General features: G+C 56.9%; 25 protein-coding genes. 10 read left to right on the forward strand and 15 right to left on the reverse strand.

Going from position 1 to position 23,144, the window contains the following annotated elements; all coding sequences use genetic code 11:
- Positions 1-22: 22 nt before the first annotated feature.
- The 5 genes from truA to MW898_RS15170 all read right to left on the reverse strand — a co-directional run bounded on the left by truA (position 23) and on the right by MW898_RS15170 (position 4,429).
- Positions 23-817: a tRNA pseudouridine(38-40) synthase TruA gene (truA, locus tag MW898_RS15150; RefSeq protein WP_248908602.1), complete on the reverse strand. Its 795-nt coding sequence runs from the start codon at positions 815-817 to the stop codon at positions 23-25.
- A gap of 3 nt (positions 818-820) precedes the next feature.
- Positions 821-2,116, reverse strand: coding sequence for a histidine--tRNA ligase (gene hisS / locus MW898_RS15155; protein ID WP_248908603.1), 1,296 nt, complete (start codon positions 2,114-2,116; stop codon positions 821-823).
- Between the two features lie 98 nt (positions 2,117-2,214).
- A complete protein-coding gene (locus MW898_RS15160; protein WP_248908604.1) occupies positions 2,215-2,556 on the reverse strand; it encodes a DNA-binding protein in 342 nt (113 codons plus the stop codon).
- 298 nt (positions 2,557-2,854) lie between these two features.
- Entirely contained in the window at positions 2,855-3,304 is a 450-nt protein-coding gene (locus MW898_RS15165) for a 30S ribosomal protein S19e (RefSeq protein ID WP_248908605.1), read from the reverse strand.
- A gap of 54 nt (positions 3,305-3,358) precedes the next feature.
- Positions 3,359-4,429, reverse strand: a complete 1,071-nt coding sequence (locus MW898_RS15170) for a lysylphosphatidylglycerol synthase transmembrane domain-containing protein (RefSeq protein ID WP_248908606.1) — start codon at positions 4,427-4,429, stop codon at positions 3,359-3,361.
- 163 nt (positions 4,430-4,592) lie between these two features.
- Between MW898_RS15170 and thiL the strand changes: the two genes are divergently transcribed.
- Positions 4,593-5,453, forward strand: coding sequence for a thiamine-phosphate kinase (gene thiL, locus MW898_RS15175; RefSeq protein WP_248908607.1), 861 nt, complete (start codon positions 4,593-4,595; stop codon positions 5,451-5,453).
- Positions 5,454-5,836: 383 nt separating this feature from the next.
- Positions 5,837-6,781 carry a ferritin family protein gene (locus tag MW898_RS15180; protein ID WP_248908608.1) on the forward strand — a complete coding sequence of 315 codons (945 nt, stop codon included), beginning with the start codon at positions 5,837-5,839 and terminating at the stop codon, positions 6,779-6,781.
- Positions 6,782-6,974: 193 nt separating this feature from the next.
- On the opposite strand, the gene MW898_RS15185 is transcribed toward MW898_RS15180, so the two are convergent.
- On the reverse strand, positions 6,975-8,117 hold the full coding sequence (locus MW898_RS15185; protein WP_248908609.1) for a site-2 protease family protein: 1,143 nt from the start codon (positions 8,115-8,117) through the stop codon (positions 6,975-6,977).
- 44 nt (positions 8,118-8,161) lie between these two features.
- Between MW898_RS15185 and MW898_RS15190 the strand changes: the two genes are divergently transcribed.
- Positions 8,162-8,347, forward strand: coding sequence for a hypothetical protein (locus MW898_RS15190; protein WP_248908610.1), 186 nt, complete (start codon positions 8,162-8,164; stop codon positions 8,345-8,347).
- Here the strand turns inward: MW898_RS15190 and MW898_RS15195 are convergent.
- Both MW898_RS15195 and MW898_RS15200 read right to left on the reverse strand, forming a co-directional pair.
- Positions 8,334-8,600, reverse strand: a complete 267-nt coding sequence (locus MW898_RS15195; RefSeq protein ID WP_248908611.1) for a DUF7123 family protein — start codon at positions 8,598-8,600, stop codon at positions 8,334-8,336. The genes MW898_RS15190 and MW898_RS15195 overlap by 14 nt on opposite strands.
- A 284-nt stretch (positions 8,601-8,884) precedes the next feature.
- Positions 8,885-9,700, reverse strand: coding sequence for a molybdopterin synthase (locus MW898_RS15200; protein ID WP_248908612.1), 816 nt, complete (start codon positions 9,698-9,700; stop codon positions 8,885-8,887).
- 94 nt (positions 9,701-9,794) lie between these two features.
- On the opposite strand from MW898_RS15200, the gene pyrH reads away from it, so the two are divergent.
- From pyrH to MW898_RS15215, 3 genes are all read left to right on the forward strand, one after another.
- Entirely contained in the window at positions 9,795-10,475 is a 681-nt protein-coding gene (gene pyrH / locus MW898_RS15205; protein WP_248908613.1) for a UMP kinase, read from the forward strand.
- A complete protein-coding gene (lysS, locus tag MW898_RS15210; RefSeq protein ID WP_248908614.1) occupies positions 10,472-12,211 on the forward strand; it encodes a lysine--tRNA ligase in 1,740 nt (579 codons plus the stop codon). Before pyrH ends, lysS begins: the two co-directional genes overlap by 4 nt.
- A gap of 70 nt (positions 12,212-12,281) precedes the next feature.
- A complete protein-coding gene (locus MW898_RS15215) occupies positions 12,282-14,054 on the forward strand; it encodes a site-2 protease family protein (RefSeq protein WP_248908615.1) in 1,773 nt (590 codons plus the stop codon).
- Positions 14,055-14,066: 12 nt separating this feature from the next.
- Here the strand turns inward: MW898_RS15215 and MW898_RS15220 are convergent, their stop codons facing one another.
- A complete protein-coding gene (locus MW898_RS15220; RefSeq protein WP_248908616.1) occupies positions 14,067-14,300 on the reverse strand; it encodes a hypothetical protein in 234 nt (77 codons plus the stop codon).
- 73 nt (positions 14,301-14,373) lie between these two features.
- Here MW898_RS15220 and MW898_RS15225 point away from each other — a divergent pair, with 73 nt between their 5' ends.
- Together MW898_RS15225 and MW898_RS15230 are read left to right on the forward strand one after the other, a co-directional pair.
- Positions 14,374-14,622: an antitoxin VapB family protein gene (locus tag MW898_RS15225; RefSeq protein WP_248908617.1), complete on the forward strand. Its 249-nt coding sequence runs from the start codon at positions 14,374-14,376 to the stop codon at positions 14,620-14,622.
- A complete protein-coding gene (locus MW898_RS15230; protein ID WP_248908618.1) occupies positions 14,619-15,017 on the forward strand; it encodes a PIN domain-containing protein in 399 nt (132 codons plus the stop codon). Before MW898_RS15225 ends, MW898_RS15230 begins: the two co-directional genes overlap by 4 nt.
- Positions 15,018-15,031: 14 nt before the next feature.
- Here the strand turns inward: MW898_RS15230 and MW898_RS15235 are convergent, their stop codons facing one another.
- Positions 15,032-15,850, reverse strand: coding sequence for a class I SAM-dependent methyltransferase (locus tag MW898_RS15235; protein WP_248908619.1), 819 nt, complete (start codon positions 15,848-15,850; stop codon positions 15,032-15,034).
- Between the two features lie 173 nt (positions 15,851-16,023).
- Here MW898_RS15235 and MW898_RS15240 point away from each other — a divergent pair, with 173 nt between their 5' ends.
- Positions 16,024-17,796, forward strand: a complete 1,773-nt coding sequence (locus MW898_RS15240; RefSeq protein WP_248908620.1) for a heme-binding protein — start codon at positions 16,024-16,026, stop codon at positions 17,794-17,796.
- A 73-nt stretch (positions 17,797-17,869) separates the two neighbouring features.
- On the opposite strand, the gene MW898_RS15245 is transcribed toward MW898_RS15240, so the two are convergent.
- The gene (locus MW898_RS15245; RefSeq protein WP_248908621.1) at positions 17,870-18,502 is read right to left on the reverse strand and encodes a ribonuclease H family protein; all 633 of its coding nucleotides are present in this window, start codon (positions 18,500-18,502) and stop codon (positions 17,870-17,872) included.
- Between the two features lie 279 nt (positions 18,503-18,781).
- Here MW898_RS15245 and MW898_RS15250 point away from each other — a divergent pair, with 279 nt between their 5' ends.
- Entirely contained in the window at positions 18,782-19,777 is a 996-nt protein-coding gene (locus MW898_RS15250) for a DMT family transporter (protein ID WP_248908622.1), read from the forward strand.
- Between the two features lie 8 nt (positions 19,778-19,785).
- Here the strand turns inward: MW898_RS15250 and MW898_RS15255 are convergent, their stop codons facing one another.
- The 4 genes from MW898_RS15255 to MW898_RS15270 all read right to left on the reverse strand — a co-directional run bounded on the left by MW898_RS15255 (position 19,786) and on the right by MW898_RS15270 (position 23,064).
- Entirely contained in the window at positions 19,786-20,208 is a 423-nt protein-coding gene (locus tag MW898_RS15255) for a universal stress protein (protein WP_248908623.1), read from the reverse strand.
- A 147-nt stretch (positions 20,209-20,355) separates the two neighbouring features.
- The gene (locus MW898_RS15260) at positions 20,356-20,652 is read right to left on the reverse strand and encodes a hypothetical protein (protein ID WP_248908624.1); all 297 of its coding nucleotides are present in this window, start codon (positions 20,650-20,652) and stop codon (positions 20,356-20,358) included.
- A gap of 410 nt (positions 20,653-21,062) precedes the next feature.
- Positions 21,063-22,184, reverse strand: a complete 1,122-nt coding sequence (locus MW898_RS15265) for a pyridoxal phosphate-dependent aminotransferase (RefSeq protein ID WP_248908625.1) — start codon at positions 22,182-22,184, stop codon at positions 21,063-21,065.
- A gap of 88 nt (positions 22,185-22,272) precedes the next feature.
- Positions 22,273-23,064: a PHP domain-containing protein gene (locus MW898_RS15270; protein ID WP_248908626.1), complete on the reverse strand. Its 792-nt coding sequence runs from the start codon at positions 23,062-23,064 to the stop codon at positions 22,273-22,275.
- Positions 23,065-23,144 lie beyond the last annotated feature (80 nt).

Consider the following 23,144-nt stretch of genomic DNA (forward strand, 5'->3'; position numbering starts at 1 on the left):
ATTGTGTTGCCCCCAATAATTATCAATTCCTGACTATTTTTGCTATTGTTCCTGCAGTCCGTGCACCCGTTTCTCGTTCAATGCGTTTTGTCTCAAATATCCTGCTAGCGTTCTTCACAGCCGTGGAATCCCGTTCAAAAGAGAGATTCGGATATTCGACGCCGGTCAACACCAGCGGTTCCGGAGGTGCGTTCGGAACGCCATCGGGTCCTGACAGCTCTTCGGATGAAAGGACCCGGTCGATGTCGTCACGCTCAGCGTGGGCGACCGCTTCGACCAGCCCGACGACGCGTCGGACGAGTTGACGTGAAAATCCACCTGCACGGAGCGTGATGATGAGATACGATCCATCGACCGAGAGATTCGTTTCGAGTGTTCGCGTCGTCAGCTCGTCGTCTGGCGTTAGATTGTGAAAGTCGTGTGTTCCGGCGAGTGCATCGAGTGCAGCACTGGCACGGTCGAGAGACGCTTTGGGAGCCCAGAGATGGTACGTGTACTCTCGTTCCGTCGCGTCGTGTGTCGCATGGAAGTCTGCAGACGTTTCAGTACTCGCCCACGCGCGAACAGCACCAGGAAGTTCGCTGTTGAGTGCTCGCGGTGACAGCCACTCGGGACAGTGAAAGGCAACCGTTTGAGCAACAGCAGATACACCAGCGTCCGTCCGCCCAGCAGCAGCATACCCATCAGGGCGGGTCCCGCTACGAACCCCGAGTCGGGTGAGTGCCGCGAACAGTTCACCTTCGACGGTCGGAACGTCCGGCTGACGCTGAAAGCCGTGGTAGGGCGTACCGTCGTAGGCCAACCGGAACGCTCGCATGGTTTACGCGTAGTCCTCGTACGTCGGACGACCCGCCTCAGGAGGGAACACATCGAGTGGTGCCGTCGTCTGTTCGCCCGAATTCATATCCTTGATCGTCACCTCGTCGTTCGCTAAATCCTGCTCGCCGACGATGACGACCGTTTCGGCGTTGATACTATCGGCATAGCCCATCTGTGCACCGAAACTCCGTCCCGAGACATCGGTTTCGACGATGTGACCGAGCGCGCGCAGTTCCCGAACGATCCTCGCAGCGACACCGCGCGTCTCACCGACCTGCAGGACGTAGTAGTCGGTCGAGAACGACTCCTCGGGCCAGACATCCGCTCGTTCGAGAAGCAGCGACAGCGGCGCGTGTCCGAGTGCAACACCGACAGCGGGCGTTGGCTGACCGCCGTAGCTCTCGATCAGTTCGTCGTATCGACCGCCGCCAAAGACAGAGCGCGATACCTCTCCAGTCGAATCGAAGCACTCGAAGACGACGCCGGTGTAGTAATCGAGTCCGCGAGCGGTGTCGAGTGAGAGCGTACAGTACTCTCTCGCGCCGAAGTCTTCCGTCGCTGCGAGCACGTCCTGAAGATTTTTCACGGCGTTTTCGAGCCGCTCTGTCCGCGCAAAGTCAGTGAGTTCGGAAAGATCCTCCGTCGAGAGAAGCGCATCGAACGTGCTCGCCTGCTCTCGAGTAAGCCCGGCATCGACCAGCAGCGCGTGATAGTCCGCTTGATCAAGCTTCGCACTCTTGTCTACGGCCCGAATCGCGCTCGGAACGTCTACACCGTCGAAGGAGTCGAGAAGGCCGCCGAGAACACCACGGTGGTTCACCCGAAATTCGAAATCGCCGCTCGTGAGTCCGAGTTCAGTCAGTGCATCAGCCGTGAACGCGAGAATTTCGGCGTCTGACTCCGGCTCCGACGATCCAAAACAGTCTATGTTCGTCTGATAGAACTCACGAAATCGGCCCTGTTGGGGTTCCTCGTAGCGCCAGAACGGCCGCGTCGAGAACCACTTGATTGGTTTTGAGAGCTCCTGTTGTTTGTCAACCACCATGCGCGCGACGGTCGGTGTCAGCTCTGGTGTGAGAGCGACATCCCGCTCTCCTTGGTCTGTGAACGCGTACAGTTCTTCAACGATCTCCTCACCGCTTTTGTCCACGTACAACTGTGTGCGTTCAAGCGCTGGCGTCCCGACTTCACGGAATCCGTACCGTCGCCCGACGGCCTCTAGTGTGTCGATGACCTGACGGCGCGCACCCATTTCGTCGGGATAAAAATCTCGAAATCCCTTGATGTGGTCGTACATACCCGAAACTCACGGAGAGCACACTTCAACTGTGTGGTAGTGTGGTATCGCCTCCCCTCCAGAACGAAGACGCAGTCGAAATGGGGGAGAGGAACGCGTTATCGTCGTCGGATGTTGAAGCTCTGAGAATCCGGCGTCAGTTCGCTGAGCAACTGCTTCATCTGATCTTCGTCGATCTGATCCTGGACGCGGCCACTCTGGGCGAGCGCGATGATCTGCCGTTCGATCTGTTCGCCGTGCTCGGGTTTCGACATCTTCACCGTGTTGAGGCGCTTTCGTGCACCGTCGGTGAGATACTGACGAAGAATCGCTTTCTTTTGGGCATCGGCCTGTTCCCGTTGGGCCTGCATCGCGTCTTCGTCCACGTCCTGTTGCTGTTGCTCTTTGAGCTGTTCCATCTTCTTCTGTCTGAGTTCCTCAAGGTCGTCCTCCTCGGGCATGCCCAACGGTTAGTGAGGGCGACACAAAACCGTGACGGGCCGGGATGCAATCCGTTTCGTGGGACGTTCGATTCGTCGCCCTCTCGAAAAATAGTATTAATGGGAGATATTAACCAAATTCCAACCCTAGATGACGTATGCTCTCTTCGAAGATGGATTCAGTCAGAACTGATGAGAGACTTTCCTTCAGCGATGCTATGCAATAGCGCGATCCTCGCCGAGCGCATCGACCGAATAGAACATCGACACCGGAATCTGCACCGGTCGTTCCACCCACAGTGAGAGAGATAGCCGCTTTTTAGGCGTAGCGTTCGAGTTCAGGGCGGTCGAGTTCGTCGAGTACGTCAGTGGCAGTGGTGTCAAGGAGTGATCGGCCGGCACCCGTGATTCGTCGACCCTCACCATCGGCAGTTTCGACGAGTCCTTCCTCCTCCAGTTGCTGAAGCATCGTTCGGATAGCGTTGCCGCTGGCTTTAGACTTCGCGCTCGGACGGACGCGGTATCGGGTCGATCCCTGTTTCGACCCGCCATAGTGCGAGCGTAGGCGTTCGATTCCGACCGGACCATCTTTTGCGACAACCCGGAGGAGACTAGCGGCGCGGCGTTGCCAGAAGCCCTCTTGTTCCGGAGGCAGTTCGCGTGAGACGCCCGATTTCGTGTAGGCAGCCCACTCAGGCGCTTCGATGTCGAGTTCCTCGGCGACGGCCTCGATGAGCGCATCCGCCGGGACGTCGTAGAACGTCGTCATTACGGGTCTATCCTCGCGCGCGCTGTTTAAACACATCGATGACGAGCGAGCGAACTATCGGAATCGAGACTCGGACTCAGAGTCAGAATCACGTTGTGGCTCGAGATGAGACCGTGACTGCACACTGAAGACGGAGGCAACGATTCCCCCGATGAACGTCGGAAGCCAGTACGAGGCTGTGCGGTGCAGGAGAACCGCTGCGCTGGCTGCTGCCGGGTCAATCCCTGCCATCGAGACGAGCAGCGCGATCAGGACGGATTCAATTCCCCCAAGTCCACCAGGAAGTGGGGTGATGCTCGCAATGCTCCCGAGCGGCACGACGACGAGCGGGATCGCGATCGGTACCGAGTATCCAAGCGCGTACAGTGAGAGCCAGAGAATACTCGCAAGCGTGATCCAGCCAGCCGTGGCGAATCCGAATGCGAGAGCGAGGCTCCGACGATTGGTCGCGACGCGTTCGACTGCTACGAAGAATCCCTCAACGCGAGCGACAATCGTCTCACGATCCGGTGGCGCTCGATTCGGAATGAGCCGCGCAACGATCGTGGCGACAGGCATCACGAGACGAACAACGATGTTCTCGACCCGCACTCTGAAGTTCCAGACGAAGATCGCAATGAGGAAGATAACGATCCCGAGCCCGACGACGATCACTGCTGCGGCCCGTAACCGTTGATTGAGGGCCGCAGTTGCCGCAATAGAGGCAAGACCGAGCGCCGCAAGTGAGAGCGAGGGAACGAAGTGGATCGCATCGACGCTAGCAATGGTTGCAAGCCCTTTCTCGTACTTGCTATCGGTTGCATCGGCGATGAAATAGGCACTCACCGGCTCACCACCAGCCTGTCCGAACGGAGTGATGTTGTTGGCGAACATGGCCACCGTGTAGATGAGTACAGATGACACAACCGTGAGTCGACCGTCGAGTACACTAACGACAACCCGGAGCAAGAGACCCCACGAGAGGAGCCACACGACAACGACACCCGGAAGAATCGCGACGATGAGCGGATTGGCCCGCGAGAGTACAGCGATGATCCGACCAATCCCGACGAGGCTGAAGAGGACAGCAAGAACGACAATCGCGCCAGCGAACCCGGCAACTGTCGTCCGGAGATTGCCATCCATACAAGCTCTCCGACAGTCGGTCGCTTGAAACCACCGGATTCAACACATCCAAACAATTATTAAAAATAAATAATTCGGGAATTATGTCTATCGAGTCACTGTTGTTCGTGCACACAATTCGTCGATAGCGGTGGGTTTTCATCGATGCACGCATAGGCCGAGCATGGACGAACGGGCCGCACTCACGCTGATCGACTCGTGGCTTCCGCTGGCAGGTGATGACGCAGCCGTTCTCGACGATCTCGTGATATCGACCGATATGCTGCACGAGACGACCGATTTTCCGGAGGGAACGACGCGCTACACCGCAGGATGGCGGTCAGTCGGCGCGTCGCTTTCGGACATTGCCGCGATGGGTGCTAATGCAACTGCGGCTGTTGCCGTGTACGCTGCGCCATCGTTCGAGGAGCCCGAAATCCACGATTTCATCGATGGAGCACGAGCAGTCTGTGAACGAGTCGGAGCGGAGTACGTCGGTGGCGATCTCGACGGGCACGATGAGTTCACCGTTGCGACAACGGTTGTAGGAGATACTCACGAGCCGGTTCGGCGATCTGGTGCGAGTCCGGGTGAAACCCTGTGTGTGACCGGAACGCTCGGACGGAGTGGGGCTGCTCTCGAACTGTTCGACCACGAGCCAGAGCGGGCGAACGATCTCTTCCAGTTCGAGCCACGCGTCGCTGCTGGCCGAGCGATCGCTGCTCACGCAGGCGCGATGATGGATTCGAGCGATGGCCTCGCGCGTTCGCTCCACCAGCTCGCCGCTGCGAGCGACTGTGGATTCGACGTGGCAGGCAGCGCGCTTCCGATCGACGAGTGCGTCCACGAGGTCGCAACCGACGAGCTCGATGTATACGAACTCGCGGTCCACTTCGGCGAGGATTTCGAGCTTGTGTTCACGACCGACGCGGTCGAGACAGTCCGATCCCTGTCGCCGACACCTATCACGCCGATCGGAACAGTTACTGACGACGGCGTAACGCTCGACGGTGCATCACTTCCTGATCGGGGCTACAGCCATTAGCGTCAGCCTAACTGGGAGCATTCGAACGATCAATCTCGCCATCAACTGCACGACTCAACACGGTACGCGTCGGGAGTGTGTTCAATCAGACCGGGAAGAGCGGTCTCCTCTGGTGCCAAAAAGCAAATCGAGCGACAACGCGCTCACGCTGCGCCACGTAAGCCGGAGGTGAGTGTATCGTACAGCAATCGAGCAGTCACTTGGTTGGCTATGGTTGACACGACGACGTAATTGGAAATCTTCTCCGATTACAGAAATCAACAGAATAGAACAGCAGTAGCGTTTACACATCGTATATGAGTCATTTCCCGAGTTCGGTAATAATCGGTAGAGTAACCCGACACGAGCGTTTAACTTTGCCGCGATACAACACTCATCCGATAATGACACAGATCGAAGACACCAGCCGTGATCATCGGCTGGACGCGGAGTCATTCGCCGGGGGATATTTCCGAAACGCCGTCTACCGCCACTGGGATCCATACGAAGACATTCCGCAGGAGTTGCTCGAAGAAGATCGAGAACGGCTCATCGACCACGAGCAGACAGCACAGGAGTTTGACGGACTGCGGCGCACGCTCGCACTGTTCGGTGCTGGCGAGGAAGCCGTTACGGAGGACCTCACGCCTCTGTTGCTCGTTACAAAGGACATCAACAAACAGATGTTCCTCACCTCACAGCTCTACGAGGAGGCAAAGCACACTCAGTTCTTCGACCGGTACTGGCGTTCAGTCATCGATCCGGTTGCAGAGGCTCGTGGCTTCGAAGTGACGAACCCGACCGATCAGCGCTATTTCAACGACGACTACATCGCGCTGTTCGATAAGACAGAAGAAGCAATGCAAACGCTGCTCGAATCTGACACACCGACGGACCGGGCACGAGCGTACTGTCACTACCATCTCGTCATCGAAAGCGTCCTCGCACAAACAGGGTACTACGGCATTCAATCGAACTACAGCTCAACCGGCGCAGATCTTCCGTCGGCGGTCGAACCCGTCCATCTCGATGGCCTCATCGAGGGCATCACACGAATCCGGAGCGACGAAGGACGACACGTCGGCTTCGGCATGCATGAAGTACAGCGACTCATCGCCGAGGAGGGTGTCGATCCAGATGTCGTACAAAACACGCTTCAGGAACTCATGGGACACGTCGCAGGGACGGTCGATTACAAGGACAGCCCGGTCGATTCGACACCGCTCATCGAGTACGCATCCGAGAAAACGGCCCGCCGGATCGAGATCATCACTGATGCCGACGCCGATCTCCCACCCATCGAAGAACTCGTCCACGTCGATGGGGGACGAGACATCTCGCAAGTATAACTGACGACCAGCGAATCACGGCAGTATCAGCAAACACGATATACCACGACAGACGCGACACGCGTCTGAACGACGTGGTTCGGACCGAGGATGAAACCAAACCCATCTCTCAGTCTCATCTCATTTGCTACAGAGAGTGTATCGATAGCTAGCGCTGTTTGGTGCTATCAAGCCGGAGCGAAGGACTAACGGCTCAAACGAGTTGGAACGGGACGGGAGTAAAACAGAGCAGTCCGAGGATGAAGGTGAGGATCCCGATCGCCATTCGGCGCGAATCGAGTGGATCGTCGTGAACCGGGTGAGCCGGACCGGCGTAAGCGAGTCCAACAGCGATGACGCCCCAGAAGAACCAGAGGAAGACGGCTTCGAGAGCGAACTCGCGCACGAAGAAGAGGTACGCACCAAGCCCGAACAGACCAGCAGGCACCAGTGCGGCCACAGTTTCTTGTCGCTTTCCGAGCATCGCGCGAAGAAGGTGTCCACCGTCGAGTTGGCCGACCGGCAGGAGATTGAGGAAGGTGACGAACATTCCAACCCAGCCGCCGACAACGACGGGATTCACCCGCATGGCGGTATCGGTGTACGAAAGCTGTGCACCGGTGGCTGCTGCAATGAATTGAATAAGTGGTGGGTAATTCAATCCCTGAATACGGAAGATGGGGCCCTCAACCTCAACGGGGTCTAGTTGCAATCCGATGGCAGTGACGACGATCGCAGCGATGAGTCCCGCGAGAGGACCAGCGACACCGATATCGAACAGTGCCTTCCGATTCGGAATGCGTCCTTTCATTTTGATGACGGCACCCATCGTTCCGAAGATGGTCGGTACAGGGATGAAATACGGAAGACTCGCATTTACCCGGTGATACCGACTCATGACGTAGTGACCGAGTTCGTGGATACCGAGAACACCGAGAACAGCAAGCGCGAACGGCCATGTCTGAAAGACGACGAACGGATCGTCGATCTCCAGACCATACCACCGAAGACCGGCAAACAGCGTCGTTGCAACCGTGAGCAAAGCAAAAATGATGTTTTTCCACGGGACACCATCGATGCCGACTGATCGTGGCTCGGCGATGAGTGCACGCCGACTCGTGGTAATCTCGATGCCTGTTATCGGATCGGCCTCTCCATCCTGAACGGTCGCAAGCCGGACCTCGTACCCGTGATTGCGAAACAGTGGCCAGACGTGCTGTTCTAAGCGTTCCGGTCCGACGGTCGGTTCACCAAAATAGAGCAGCCGCTCATCGTCCCTGCGAGTCTCCGAGACATCGAAGACAGACGAGAACGCTTCGATAGGAGGCCCACCCACCGGCTCGTCGATGTCGGCCATTAGCGGAATAACGACTCCCGTGAAAATAAATCCCGTGACGAAAGATGCGGCTACAAGCGGAACGCTACAGAGTGCAAAATGCCAGAGAAGGAGGGCTGGTTGGACTACCAGAGATGCAGTCAGTACACCAGCCTGCGCACACGGACGGAACCAGTGACCGTGAGCGGACAGACAGTGTCGTGACCGCGAAGGGGACCAGTCTACATCGATGGGCGGTCAGCCGTTGGTGACACGCCACGTCGTCGCACTCGTGTACGACCACTTTTCGATCGACAGGTCAGAGGCGGAGTCGCAGAGTTTGAGCATCAGCGCACCGATTTCCTTCGGAGAGAGACCAACATCGTCCGCGATGAACTTACTCTTGAAATAGACCTCACCGTTCCCCTCTTCGGTTCGCTGGCGAAGATACGTCTGAAGCCGCTCTTCTTTGCTTCCAGCGTTGAGGCGCTCTTCATTACTGCTTGTGGAGGGAGTTGCGCTCATTCATTTCACCACATCTTCTCCTTCACCGATAGCAGCATATAGCCAGAGGAAAGCTAGGATTAATTTGCGTCTCCTGACGATGAATACGGCTAAAAGGTTCCTTTCACAACAGCACGAAAAACCATTAGACGTTTTAAAACTCGATCTGAGGCCTTCAAACTGTTTTATGATTGTTGAGAATCATATTCCCAACTCCGTCAGTCATCAGTATATTCACTAGCTCGTTATTTATAAATATTTTCGTAGCGGTAGCGATTACAAATGAATCACAGTTGGCGCGCGACTCACGACCGTTCGTGAACCCAGAACGCTTCGTCAGTCGTAACCTCTTTTTTGAAGATCGGCACTTCATCTTTGAGCCGATTGATGCCGTCCTCAACGGTTCGGAACGCCTCTTCGCGGTGACCGGCAAGAACAACTACGAAGACGATATCTTCGCCATTTTCGATGACGCCGGTCCGGTGGTGCATACACACCTCGTAGACGCCCTCTCTCTCTTCGAGGTCGTCGCTGATAGCCGACATACGTTGCTCTGCAACACCGGCGTAGGTTTCGAACGTGAGTCGTTCGGTCGGTGTGTCGTCTGGACTGTCTTTCCCGCGCACGCGACCGGTGAACGTTGCGATGGCTCCCGATCGCTCTGCGAGTGGGGAGCGTTTCACGTCTGCAACGAGCGATTCGAGCGTCACGTGAGGTTCGGTAGCGTCGATAGCGTTGATGAGAGCACCAAGCTCGTCGCTGAGCGGGTCTTTGACTGTTGCGATCGTTTCGCCAGCGTGTTCTTCCGGCTCGATGGTGATAGTTGGGCGTGTCGTGTCCTCGAAACCATCGAGGAAACAGTAGTCGTACTCGGAGGCAAGGCTATCGAGGGTGTCCGAGAGCGATCGTTCCTGTCCGGCGTGGGCAGTCCATCCATTCTGGTTGATACCCAGAGAAACACCAGCACCTTCGGCTGTGTATCCGATTGCGTCCTCGAATCCTGGGGCGGGAGCGACCGGGAGCCGCGAGATGGTCGTGACAGCGTGCTCGGCAGCGAGATTCCCCACGAGTCGCTCGATGAGATCGGACGAGTGCGGGCCGACGACGGCGACTGTGTACATACTTCGACTACGCTGTCCAAACGGCTTTAGCCTTGTCTCGCTGTCACCGCACGCCTTGACAACGCTTAAGCGGGTAACAGGGTTACGCGGGACAATGAGAGCAATCGTTTGTGTCGGTGGGAGTGTTCTCGCACCGGATCTCGACGGTGAGCGGGTGCGATCGTACGCCGACTGTGTCGAATCGCTCCTCGCTTCGGGACACGAGATCGGTCTCGTCGTGGGAGGTGGACGCGTCGCTCGCGAGTATATCGAAACCGCTCGAGACCTTGGCGCGAACGAGATAGCGCTGGATCAGATCGGGATCGACGTTACGCGACTCAACGCTCGTCTTCTCATCGCCGCCCTCGAGGAAGTGGCCGCGCCAACGCCGTTCGAGACGTACGAGGACGCTGCCGCTGCGCTTCGATGGGGTGACGTTCCGGTCATGGGTGGAATGATCCCCGGACAGACGACCGACGCTGTCGGGGCTGCACTGGCAGAAACTGTCGACGCTGATCTGCTCGTCTACGCGACGAGCGTCGCTGGCGTATACAGTGCGGACCCGAACGAAGATCCCGATGCGACTCACTATGACGAACTCACCACGAGTGATCTCGTCGACATTATCGCAGATATCGAGATGAACGCCGGGAGCAATGCACCGGTCGACCTCCCCGCAGCGAAGCTCATCCAGCGTTCTGGAACTCGAACAATCGTCTTGAACGGAGCCGACCCCGAAACAGTCCGACAGGCCGTCGAATCGGGAGAGCACGACGGCACAGAGGTCGTTCCATGACGCCAGAACCCGAAGGGCACGAAACAGACGAAAGCGAGGATCAAGAACGGCTTCCACCGTCGGACGAAGACCCGCTCACCCCATCGGAAGCAGACCCAGAGAGCGATGAATCCGCAGAGGACCAGCATCGGGTGTATTGGGCCGACACAGTCGCTGATAAGATCGAAGCTCGCAATCCAGACGAACCGATCATCGTCAAGGGTGGCGTCTCTCCGTCCGGTGTCCCTCACATTGGCCACCTGAACGAGATTATTCGGGGATATCTGGTGGCCGAGGTGCTCCGTGAGCGGGGCTACGAAGTTGATCAAGTGTTCACGAGCGATGATAAAGACCGGCTTCGTGGAATGCCGCGAACGCTCGCTTCACTCGATTGGGAGATCGTCGGTCTCGGTGACGTCGACGCAGGCGCACTCGGACAGAATCTCGGCAAGCCGTTGACTGACGTGCCGGATCCATTCGGCTGTTGTGAGTCATTCGGTGCCCATCAGACCAAGCTGCTGAGCAAAAGCGCCGAAGCAATGGGGGTCCCGATCGAGATACTCTCAAATACTGAACTGTATGCGGAGGGTGCGTTCGAAGCTGTGACACGCGAGTTGCTCGAACAACGTGAACGCGCCTACGAACTGCTATCTGCGTATCAGGACAAAGTCGACGAATCGTACGTTCCGTTCTCTCCGCAGTGTTCGGAGTGTGGGCATCTGACCGAGACAGTCACCGGTATTGACCTCGACGCTGGAACGGTCGATTACGTCTGTGAGTCGATCGAAGCGGGGAACCAGATCATCGAAGGCTGTGGGCACGAAGGAACGGCAACGTTCCGAGAAGGAAAGCTCCCGTGGCGATTCGAGTGGCCAGCCCAGTGGAAGGTGCTGGGAGTGGACTTCGAGCCGTTCGGAAAAGATCACGCCGAAGGCTCGTGGCCAAGCGGGGAGGAGATCGCTCGTGAACTACTCGACAGCGAACCACCCGTTCCGATGGTGTACGAGTGGTTCACCTACAACGGAGAAGCGCTCTCATCCTCGTCTGGACATATCCTCACGGTGCGTGATGTGCTCTCGATCCTCGAACCCGAGGTGTTTCGCTACTTCTTCACGAAGGATCCGAATCGGGCCCGCGACTTCGACGTGCGGCGGCTCGATCAGCTCGTCGACGAGTTCGATCGTTTCGAATCCATATTTTTCGATGAAGTCGAAACGACCGACAGAGAGAGCGCGCTTGCAGACCGCGCGTATCCGATGGTCGTCGAAGAAAGTCGAGATGAACGGGTGCGCATTCCGTATACGTTCGCCGCCGTGCTCGGGATGACCGACGACGAAAACCTGCGAGAAACCATGGCCCGCCGAAGCGGACATCTCCCTGACGACGCGTCTGTGTCGGTCATCGATGACGCGCTCTCGCGGGTCGAGAACGCTCGAAACTGGGCGGTGCAGACGGACAATGAGTACAACTACAGACTCGCCGAAACGCTCCCGGAGGTCTCGGTTTCCGATCCAGAGACGGCGGCACTCAGTGCTCTTGCTGAGTTCATTGAACAGGAAAATCCAGACGGGGAGGCACTTCAGGCACAGATCTACGACTGTGCCCGAGAAAACGACGTCGATGTGAGTAGGTTTTTCGAACTCGGCTATCGACTTTTCCTCGATCAACCAGACGGGCCCCGTCTTGGACCATTCCTCGCAGCAATGAACCAAAACTTCGTACTCGAACGGCTGCGTCGAGAATCAATCGAGCAGTAAGCGCACAATCGTGAACGGATAGAACGAAAGAAGATAAGGCTCATACGAGCGCCTGTGCTTGATACTAACGATGGTCGATACGCTCTGGTTGGCCCTTGGCGGTCTTGTGATTTATATGATCATTGTAGCGACCGCCCAAAAGCGAGGATTGCTTCCCCCGCAAGTTCGCGCGCAGGGACCGATCACGACGCTTCACACGCAGTATGGGAAAGTGCTCCTCGATCGACTCGCCAGTCCGAAACGATTCTGGCGTGCGTGGGGGAATTTCGGCGTTGGGATCTCGCTCGTCATGATGGTCGGTGTGTTTCTGATGGTGATTCTCGCGGGCGTACAGGCAGTGTCGAACCCACAGCCAACCGCCGTGAGCGAACCGCAAAACGTGCTGGTCATCCCGGGCGTAAACGACTTCCTCCCGCTGGCAGTGGCACCGGAAATCGTCTTCGGGTTGCTCCTCGGATTGGTCGTCCACGAAGGAGGCCACGGCTTGTTCTGCCGGGTTGCTGACATTGATATCGACTCGATGGGGCTCGCGTTGTTGGCGATCATTCCCATCGGTGCGTTCGTCGAGCCAAAAGAAGAGAGCAGAATCAAAGCAGACCGAGGGAGCCAGACGCGGATGTTCGCTGCTGGTGTGACAAATAATTTCGCCATCTCGGTGCTCGGCTTCATGCTTCTGTTTGGTCCCGTTATCGGATCGATCGGCGTTGCACCGGGTGCGCCTGTCGGGGATATCGTCCCCGGCTCACCAGCTGCAAACGCGGATATCGATCGGGGGGACCGTATTACCGCGATCAATAACGAGTCAATCGCTAATGCCTCCGAGCTTGACCAGCGACTCACCGAAGTTCAGGACAAACAGGTAGAGGTGACGGTTGATGACGGAGAAAACGAACGGAATGTCACAGTTACCCGCGAGTTGTTCCTGACACATTCGACACCGAGCGTCGTGGAGGGCGTCAATACGAGTGGGCCACCACCCCACATTCAGGAGATCGGCGGAGAGCCGGTTTCGACCCGAGCGGAACTGCACAGCAGGCTCGAAGCGAATCCGAAGACGACGGTGACCACCGACAAGGGAAGTTTCGAATTAATCGCCGGGGCGTACGTCGGACAGATGGAGGAGGGAGGCCCGCTTGCGAACCAAGTTGACGCTGCTGATGCCGAGGTCGTCATCACCCGCATTGGTGGTGAACGGATCGTTACATCGAACGACCTCACGCGAGCACTGTCTGATACGTCACCCGGAGATACTGTCAACGTGACAGCCTTCGTCAATGGCACACCACAGCAGTACAACATAGCGCTCACGAACGGCCCCGGAGAGCATGGCTACCTCGGTATCAACGTCCAACGTGGCACTGGTGGGATTGTCGCAGACGACTTCGGTGTGTTCGTCTATCCCTCCCAACAGTTCCTCACTGCACTCGGTGGGAACGGTCCGATCGGCATCGAAGAGTTCATCAGCAAGTCCGTGAGCGTCCTGTTCCTTCCACTTGCCGGAGCTGTGGGGATCTCCCAATACAACTTCGCAGGCTTCATCGATCCGATCACGAACTTTTATACAGTCAGTGGACCGCTCGGCTTTTTCGGTGACGGAGTGTTCCTTTTGGCCAATATCTTATTCTGGACCGGATGGATCAACATCAATCTCGGCTTCTTCAACTGCGTTCCTGCGTACCCATTGGACGGTGGCCACATCCTGCGGACGAGCACCGAAGCACTCGTCTCGCGGCTCCCGATCTCGAACGGTCGGATAGTGACCCGAACCATCACGACCGTCATCGGTCTGAGTATGTTCACTGGACTGATGCTGATGGTGTTCGGGCCACAACTGTTCGCTTGACGAACGAATTCACTACGGTGAGAGCCACTCGAACTCCTCGACGACGATCACTCTGCCATCGTAGACACGCGTCACCTCCTCGATTCCCCGTTCGAGCGATTCGGGACTGGCAAGCTGTGGACTGAGACGGGTGAGAACGAGTGTGTCAACGCCTGCATTCTGGGCGAGCATCGCCGCGTGCGTCGTTCTGAGTTGATTCTCCGCAGAGCCGGTTTCATCTAGTATTTCCTGATGATTCCAGCACATACTCACCTCGTCCTACGTACGCGACCCCCCGGATCAAAAGACAAGGTATCGTCAACGCTAATGTCAACGTACGGTGGGAATCGCGAACGAACAGATCCGAGTCAGTGAGACGGTGAAGCACGAGATCAACCGGCGAAGGAGAGAGGGTGAGAGTTACAACGACGTGCTTGAGCGCATCCTCGCCGAAGAGGACACAGGGAACTTCTATGATGGATTCGGTCGATGGTCTAACGAGACAGCCGAACATATCCGTGAAGAACGGCGCAAGGCAAAGGAAACGCGAAAACGCCGGATACGTGAGCGGGCTGAGGAGACTACATGAAGATCCTCGACGCTACATTTTTAATCGATTACCTTGACGGCCGCGAGGTGACTCGCACGTTTTACGAGAAAAACGGTGGTGACGATATCCGTTGGGTCGCCCCGCTTCCAGCGTTCGCCGAGGTGCTCGTCGGCGAAGGAAACCTCTCGGACGGAGACATCGACGACGCCCGCGCCGATCTAGCATGGGTTGATGTCTATCCCGTTGATGAGCACACAGCTGTCATGGCAGGAACAATCGTGGACGAAATTGCACCAGGCGGACCATACCTCGACAGCCCAGACGCGCTGATCGCAGCGGTCGGGCGCGAACTCGACGCGCCAGTGGTTTCCGGAGATGATGACCTCACCCACCCGAAGACCAAACAGGTCGTCGATGTCGAGGAATACCGATAACTCGCTGTTCGAACCTACGAGCTCGCACGGAACATCCCGACGCTTTTGGTAATGTGGAACACTCCATCATCGTCATCGCCACCGTCACTGTCATGATCACCCTCCTTATTCTCGAACGCTTCTGCGAACGCTTCGTGGAGATCCGACGCAAGCGAGTGATCGACATCGTCACGCGAGAGGGCGTATGCGACTGGCGCGTCGGGATCAGTGACAGCCAACGAGTGCTCGTATCGCCGAATCCGAACGTCATCGAAGTGTTGTTCGAGTTGTGAGCCACCGTTTTCGAGCGTAAATGCCGTTGCGCGTGCGGGCCGTTCACCGAGCACAGCCTCGAGCACGTCGTACAGCTCGACCATATTTTGCTCGCCGTTCGTTGTGGCATAAAGTGTCCCATCAGGTCGCAGAACGCGTCGCAGTTCGGCAATAGCGTCCTCGCGGTCCGGAACATGGTACAACATGTGGTTGGCCGTCACCGCGTCGAAAGAGTCGTCCTCGAATGGCAGACGAGCAACGTCAGCCGCTCCGAACGCGAACGTCCGGTCACAGTCAGCGAGATTCTCATGGGCATCCTCGATCATTCCTCGAGAGAAGTCTGTCAACGTCACTGACCACGCTGATGGAATTCGCTCGCAGTTCTCGGCCCAGAGATCCGCTGGGCCGCACCCGACAGCGAGAACGTCGACAGCGTCACGAGCGAGCTGATCAAACTGCCACTCTCGAAGGCCAGTCTCAGCAGTGCTATACTGTTCGTGAAGCGCGATGCGAGCATTCAGATTCGTAGCATCTGCGTATTGTTCAGAGAGTGCGGTGGGCGATTCGAGCCAGTCAACCATGCGATCAAACTCACGAACTCGAATGAAAAGTGTTAGGATAAATAGAATTCAGCAGCTGTTCACAGAGCGTATCGAAACGTGCCATCGTTTTCCGACAGTACGAGAGACAGAACATCCGTGTTTGCCTCGCTGCAACTCAAAAGGTCCTTGTCCGCCGGCTTCCAATCGCAACTATGCCCGAAGCACCGCAGACCGACGAGGGTTGGTATGCGCTTCACGATTTTCGGACTATTGATTGGGACGCGTGGCGATCAGCAGAGGAGCGCAAGCGCGAACGGGCCATTGAGTCCGGTGTCGGATTCTTACAGACACACGAGGCGCTCGAAGACGCAGACGACGGTGGGACGGCTGTTTTCTCCGTGCTCGGTCACAAGGCCGACATCTTGATTCTTCACCTCCGACCAGAGACAACGCACCTCGACACCGCAGAGCGTCGGTTCGAGCAAACAGCGTTCGCCGAGTTCACCGAGCAGGTTTCCTCGTACGTCTCTGTGACTGAAGTCTCGGGATACATGTCGCAGGAGTATTTCGAGAGTGGAGAAGTGGCTGACAGCGGGATGGCCCGCTATATTCGCTCGCGCATCGAGCCGGATATCCCAGAGTCAGAGCACGTCTGTTTCTACCCGATGGACAAGCGCCGCGAAGAGGACAACTGGTACGACCTCCCATTCGACGAGCGTGCAGATCTCATGGCAAACCACGGCGAGATTGGCCGGAAGTACGCCGGAAAGGTGACACAGATCATCACAGGGAGTATTGGTTTTGATGATTACGAGTGGGGCGTCACCCTGTTTGCCGACGATCCAACCGACATCAAACACCTCCTCTATGAGATGCGCTTCGATCCCTCTTCGTCCCGGTATGCCGACTTCGGACCGTTCTACTTCGGACGACGCTTCCCGCCGACTGATCTCGGTGCTATTCTTGCTGGCGAACCCGTTCCAGCATCGACAGACGATGAGACCAACAGCGAAAACGAGCTCAGCGAGGAACTCGATCGGTTCGGTGTGTCAATCGAGACGACAGAGGACGCATTCGGCGTTATTGTCCCGTGTGAAGCCGCCACAGAGGCAGTGACCGAAGCGGTCGATGGGCTTCGTGGAAACTTCGAGCACTACGACAGCCACATCGAAACGGCTGTCCACGGCGGGAACAGCCCAACTGTCGTCAGTCTGTGGACGACCAACCGCGCAGCAGACACCGCCGCCGGATTCCTCGAAGACCTTCCGGGTGCAAGCGAAGCGACGGTCGGCTCCCTCACAGGAAAGACGAATGCAGCGGACGCGAGTGAAACCACAGACCGAGAACACGAGACAGACCAGAGCGACATCGAAGACGAAGTCCGCGAGGAACTCGAATCGCTCGACATCTACGCCGGCAAACCTCACGGCGAGGACGTCTACGCAATGGTGCTCTACTCGACAGCACCCGTAAGCGAAGTCGATGCTGCGGTTTCAGATCTCCGCGACGGGTTCGATCGCTACGACACGCACGTTGAGACAGGCGTCTACCGCGCGCGTGAGCGCGATCGCGCGGCCGTCGTCAGCATCTGGGAGACACAGCGAGCAGCCGACACCGCCGGTGGCTACCTCGCGGACCTGCCGGGAATCGTCGCTCGCGCAGGTGATACGAGCGAAACCGGTGACGACCCAATGCAGGAGTCCGGATTCGGTACGATGGGAATGTTCTACAGCGTCAAACCCGAACACCGAGAGGATTTCGTCGGGAAGTTCGAGACAGTCGGTGACGTGCTCACGGACCTCGACGGTCATCTTGAAACCGATCTCATGGTTAACGTAGACGACGAAAACGACATGTTCATCGCTAGTCAGTGGCGATCGAAGGAAGATGCAATGGACTTCTTTCGCTCAGATGCCTTCCGCGACACCGTCAAGTGGGGACGTGATATTCTCACAGATCGTCCGCGACACGTCTTTCTCGCCTGAGTGATCTGGGGTACAGTTACAAAAAATAGCGACAGCGTGTTTCGATCGTTCTGACGACCGGTTCACACCGTTTTCAATCGCTGGCGTGGCGCTGGCGATTCGCGCGCGATGGGGGAGGGAACTGCTGTACGGTTTCCTCGATGGGTTTTGGCGGAAGCATGCAGCGGTCAGGTTCTCGATTGACGTGTGCGTACTGTTCGGGTGCGTTTGCGAGCGGATGGGCGGGATTTTCACCGCTGTCGATGCGGGCGGCACGGAGCTCTTGGAAGCCCGCGATTCGAGCACGGATTCCTCGCCAATGGTATCGCGTCATTGTTGGGATACTGAATGGGTGCGGCGGGCCAATCGTGGGTTGCTTTGCAGCAATTGTAGCCCGATTGACGTTCGCGGCGAGGTCGTCGTGATCAATGAGGACTCCGACACGCGTATTCTTGGGAGTACGTGCGTCGAGAATATCCAGTCCGAGATGCAACGCGCGATACTCGGCGACGTTGTTATCAGGGACATCATCGGGAAGTGATCGACGGGCGACACGCTCGCCGTCGCGGGTTTCGATGATGACACCAAGTCCTCCACCTGAATCACTGAATGAGCCATCGCTCGCGATGTAAAAGTCTCGATGATGGGTGCGCGGCGGATGCGCAATGTGAGGAGTCGGCGATTCGTCGAACAGGTCTCGCAAGGTCGGCCGGCCGTATGCGGCCATGTTTACCACTACTCTTCGTGCAACTTAAACTTGTGGGAGAATGAACACAACTGTTTGTGTTTGTTTCACAAACACAAGGGAAAGCTTGTGTGCGTATCACACACTTTACGACACACTCAGACTGACCGAAGCATCGTATTGTCCTCAGAGCTGATCTGATCGACGATCGAACACAACACCATAACGAAGCGAACCAGATCGATCAGCGCAGATCCAACTGCAATCCGTACTAGGACACCGAAGCAAAGCGAAACGTGACTGGGATTGAAAAATACATCTATGGCGAACGTCGTTCGCCGGGAGCGAAACGTTGAGACACGATCCTCACGGAGTTGCGGTGTGCGCTATCGGAACCTCATTTTGTTTCTCGTTCTCGCATTGGTTTGGGGGTCGTCGTTCATGGCGATCAAAGCCGGGCTCGAATACTTTCCGCCGGTGTTGTACGCTGCAGTTCGCTACGACATCGCGGGCATCGTTATGCTCGGCTACGCGTGGTATGTCCTCGATGATCCGATTCCCCGCACACGGGGTGAGTGGCTACTCGTTCTCATCGGCGCTGTTTTTCTCATCGCGGCGTACCACTCGCTGCTGTTTATCGGAGAGAAGAACGAAGCCGTGACGAGTGCCTCCGCAGCGATTATCGTCTCACTGTCGCCCGTGCTGACCACTGCCTGTGCTCGCGTGATGCTCCCGAGCGAACGTCTCGAACCGATCGGTCTCGCTGGTCTCGTTCTCGGTCTTGTTGGTGTCGGCGTCCTCGTACGACCCGATCCATCGAATCTCTTATCGGCAGATGTTCTCGCCAACCTGTTGATCTTTGCCGCCGCGCTCGCGTTTGCGTTCGGGACCGTTCTCATGCGTCGGCTGGACGCGACGCTTCACATCGAGTCGCTCGAAGCATGGTCGATGCTCGGCGGTGCGTTGCTCATGCATGGTATTAGCCTTGCAATCGGCGAATCCCCGACCGGGATCACCCTCACGATCGAGGCGATCGCCGCAATCGGCTACCTCTCTCTGTTTTCGAGCGCGCTCGGGTTCCTCATCTACTTCGATCTGCTGGCGCAACTCGGCCCGATCGAGATCAATCTCGTCTCCTACGTCGCACCGCTCTTTGCAGCTATTGCGGGCTTTCTCTTTCTTGATGAAGGCATCACCACTGCGACCACAGTCGGGTTTCTGATTATCGTCGCTGGATTCGCACTTATAAAACGAGAAACAATTCGACGCGAAGTCAACTCATTGAGAGCCACCTCAATGGCTCAGAGCGACGATTGAAAAATCAGTCACGGAACAACAGTAACGGGCACCGGTGAGCGCCGAACGACGGCTTCGGCGACGCTTCCGAGAAGGAGCCGGGAGACGCCTTTTCGCCCGTGGCTCCCCATAACGATCTGATCAATGTCGTGTGTCGTGGCGTATTCGACGATCGCCGGAGCCGGCCGACCAGTCTCGACAACTGTCTCGACTTCAAGTCCTGCCGTCTCAACCTGTTCGCGTGCATTGGAGAGACGGACCTTCACACGTTTTTTCTCTGACTCGTACCACACCTCTGCTGCCCCGGGAGTGCCAGCCCCGGTACTGAACCCAGACGAGGGATCGATAACCGTCATGAGAGTTACACTCTTCGTGGGGATCGTCTCGGTGGCGTGTGCCAGCGCCCGGTCAGACTGCTCTGACCCATCTAGTGGAATGAGAACACTCCCCATTGTAATAATACATAATATTTATTCATACAAAAAATCATCGGTCGTTAGCATTCACACAGTGTTGATTATCCCGAAGAGCACCGAACGCGAAACATCGCAGAAAAGAGTGTGACCACCAGTTTTCCCGGGAACGACCCGAAAGCACGTTTATCGGCTACGGCTCGGACGTGGTCGCGTTACTGCGACTTCAACGTCGAGTTCAGTTCCGGGAACGTGGAACGTCTGGCGCCCACTCCGTCGAAATCGGTTTGCGAGGCGAATAAACACGGTGCAAAGACCGATGACAGCGGCAAGCCCGACAAGTCGGGTTGGATCGTCAAGGGCCCACAAGATGGTCGGAACGGCCACAATCAGACCGAAGGACACGGACAACGATCCAGTGTCGAGGGATGCAGGATAGTCGGACGAACTGTTCTGTGCTAAAAGCGGTTGTCGTGGTGTCATGATGTACTCCGAGATGGCCACAGTCACCGAATTCGAAGCACTGCTCCCGTACAGGAACAGCGACGGTCTGCGACCACTGTCTCACTAACGAATACAACGTCCAGGTACAAAAAGTTTCACTTATCTGATTGGAAATGAGAAGTGATACCATATACCATGTTAACCTATGAAACGGCACAATTTCACACCGTCACCGGATCTTTCGTGAAGGACCGTGTTCTTCACGGATTTTATAGACATATATGACAATATTCAGTTAATAGAACTTCCATATTCGATGGTTATTAGATCTATTGATTGAAAATCATCGGGCGTAGTATATTTTCGGACGAGTGGTGAAAATAACGCGGTTCTCTAGTGGAAGAGCATCGTCGTGTGGTTCCACTCAGATCGACGTGGATGGCGACCGGTCACTGCACTACGCGGGTTGCCTCGGCCATCCGTTCGAGCGCCTCTTTGATCATCTCTTGATTGGTGGCGTATGAGATGCGCGCGTGGCCACTTCCGCGCTCACCGAACGCCTCACCCGGGACAACGATGACGTCCCGGTCGATCACTTCCTCAACCCAGCCGTCCGGCACTTTCGGCATCGCGTAGAACGCGCCTTTCGGCGTCGGTGTTTCGAGTCCGATATCGTCGAGTCCATCGAGCAAGATATCTCGTCGTTCTTCGAAAGCCTCGACCATCTGATCGACGACGCGCTGCGGTCCGGTGAGAGCCGCCTCACCAGCATACTGTGCTGGTGCGCTCGCGCACGCCTGCGCGTACTGATGGACGCGCAGCATCCGCTCGATGCGCTCGTGGCTGGCGGTTACCCAGCCAAGACGCCAGCCAGTCATCGAATAGGTCTTCGAACAGGCGTTCACGAGGACGACACTATCAGTTTCGGCAAACTGCATCGGCGAGTAGTGATCTCCCTCAAACACAATCTGCTCGTACACTTCATCGGTGAGACAGAGCACATCGTGTGTGTCGGCGATACGCGCAAACTCGCGCATGTCCTCCTTCCGTTGGACTGCTCCCGTCGGATTCGCGGGACTGCAGACGACGAACGCAGCGGTGTCCTCAGTGATGGCCTCCTTGACGGCTGCCGGGTCCATCGTCAGATCTTCGCGGAGACCGATTGGCTTTGGCGTCCCACCCGCGAGGTGCGTCAGTGCTTCATACGAAACGAAGCCTGGATCGGGAAAGATGACCTCCTGTCCGCGCTCGACGTGTGCCTCCAGCGCGAGGTGCAAGGCTTCACTTCCACCCGCTGTGGCGATGACGTTCGAAGGATCAACAGTGAACCCGTTATCCCGCTCGTGCTTTGTGGCAATGGCCTCTCGTAGCGCGGGAATCCCCTTATTTGAAGTATAGCCATCCACCTGTCCCGCCTCGATAGCGTCGATGGCAGCTTGGCTCGCGTGTTCCGGTGTCGGGAAATCCGGTTGACCAATTCCGAGATTGATCGCGTCTTCGCCCGCACTCTCGAACACCTCTCGAATGCCGCTGATCGAAATTTGCTCAACCCGAGATGAGAATCGTGGCATTACTCGTAGCCAGCGCCGTGTGATAATAATGGTTGATGTGTTGTCGACCGTTCATCAGCCGCGAACTGATGTGTTCTGTCATCGAATCTCATGGGTATCCGGTCTGGAGATCGATTCGATCGCGGAAGGTGCGGTATTCGTCGCGGTTCAGGCCGACCCGACCGAGCGTTCGGTCGTGAGCGTCGCTCCCGCCGGTAATGACGAGATTGTGCTCTTGAATCGCCTGCTCGACCGGGCGCATATCGACCTCGCGGCCGTAGTCGTAGTGATATTCGACACCATCGAGGTCGGCGGTGAGTGAGAGTGCAGCCGTAGGATTGTCATAGCGCAGCGGATGAGCGAGACTCACCAGCCCGCACGCTCCGTTCAAGAGTTCGAGGCCACGCTCGAACGACGGGACACTGCGAGGGACAAAACACGGACAGTCGTTTCCGATGAGAGTATCGAACGCTCCTTGGTAGTCTTCGTCGATCGCGCTCTGCTCGATGGCGCGGGCGATGTGTGGGCGACCGATTCCTTTCTGCGGTGTCAGATCGAGCGATACGCCCGTCTGCTCCTCGACGCGCGCGATGATTTTTCCAGCCCGCTCGATGCGGTCGGCTTGAAGCCGATCGAGTTCAGCCCGGAGGGCGTCGGTTGGTGTCACACCGTACCCGAGTAAATCGAACCGCTCTCCGTTCTCTTCGACTCGGAGCTCGATTCCGTGAACGATAGTTACTCCCTCGACGTGGGTGATCGGCACCGACTGATCTCCGAGTCGGTCGTGATCGGTGATCGCCACGACACGCACGCCAGCGGCCGCCGCTGCACCCGGGACTTCTGACGGCTCCAGCTCTCCATCGGAATTCGTCGTATGAACGTGCAAATCTGCGATAACCATGGCAGGGATACGTGGTCGAACTCAATATCATATGTCCTTAATAGTCGTTAATTATCGTTAATCACAACCCACGAATTCAT

The sequence above is a fragment of the Halocatena marina genome, from assembly GCF_023276375.1.
Taxonomy (GTDB): Archaea; Halobacteriota; Halobacteria; order Halobacteriales; family Haloarculaceae; genus Halocatena; species Halocatena marina.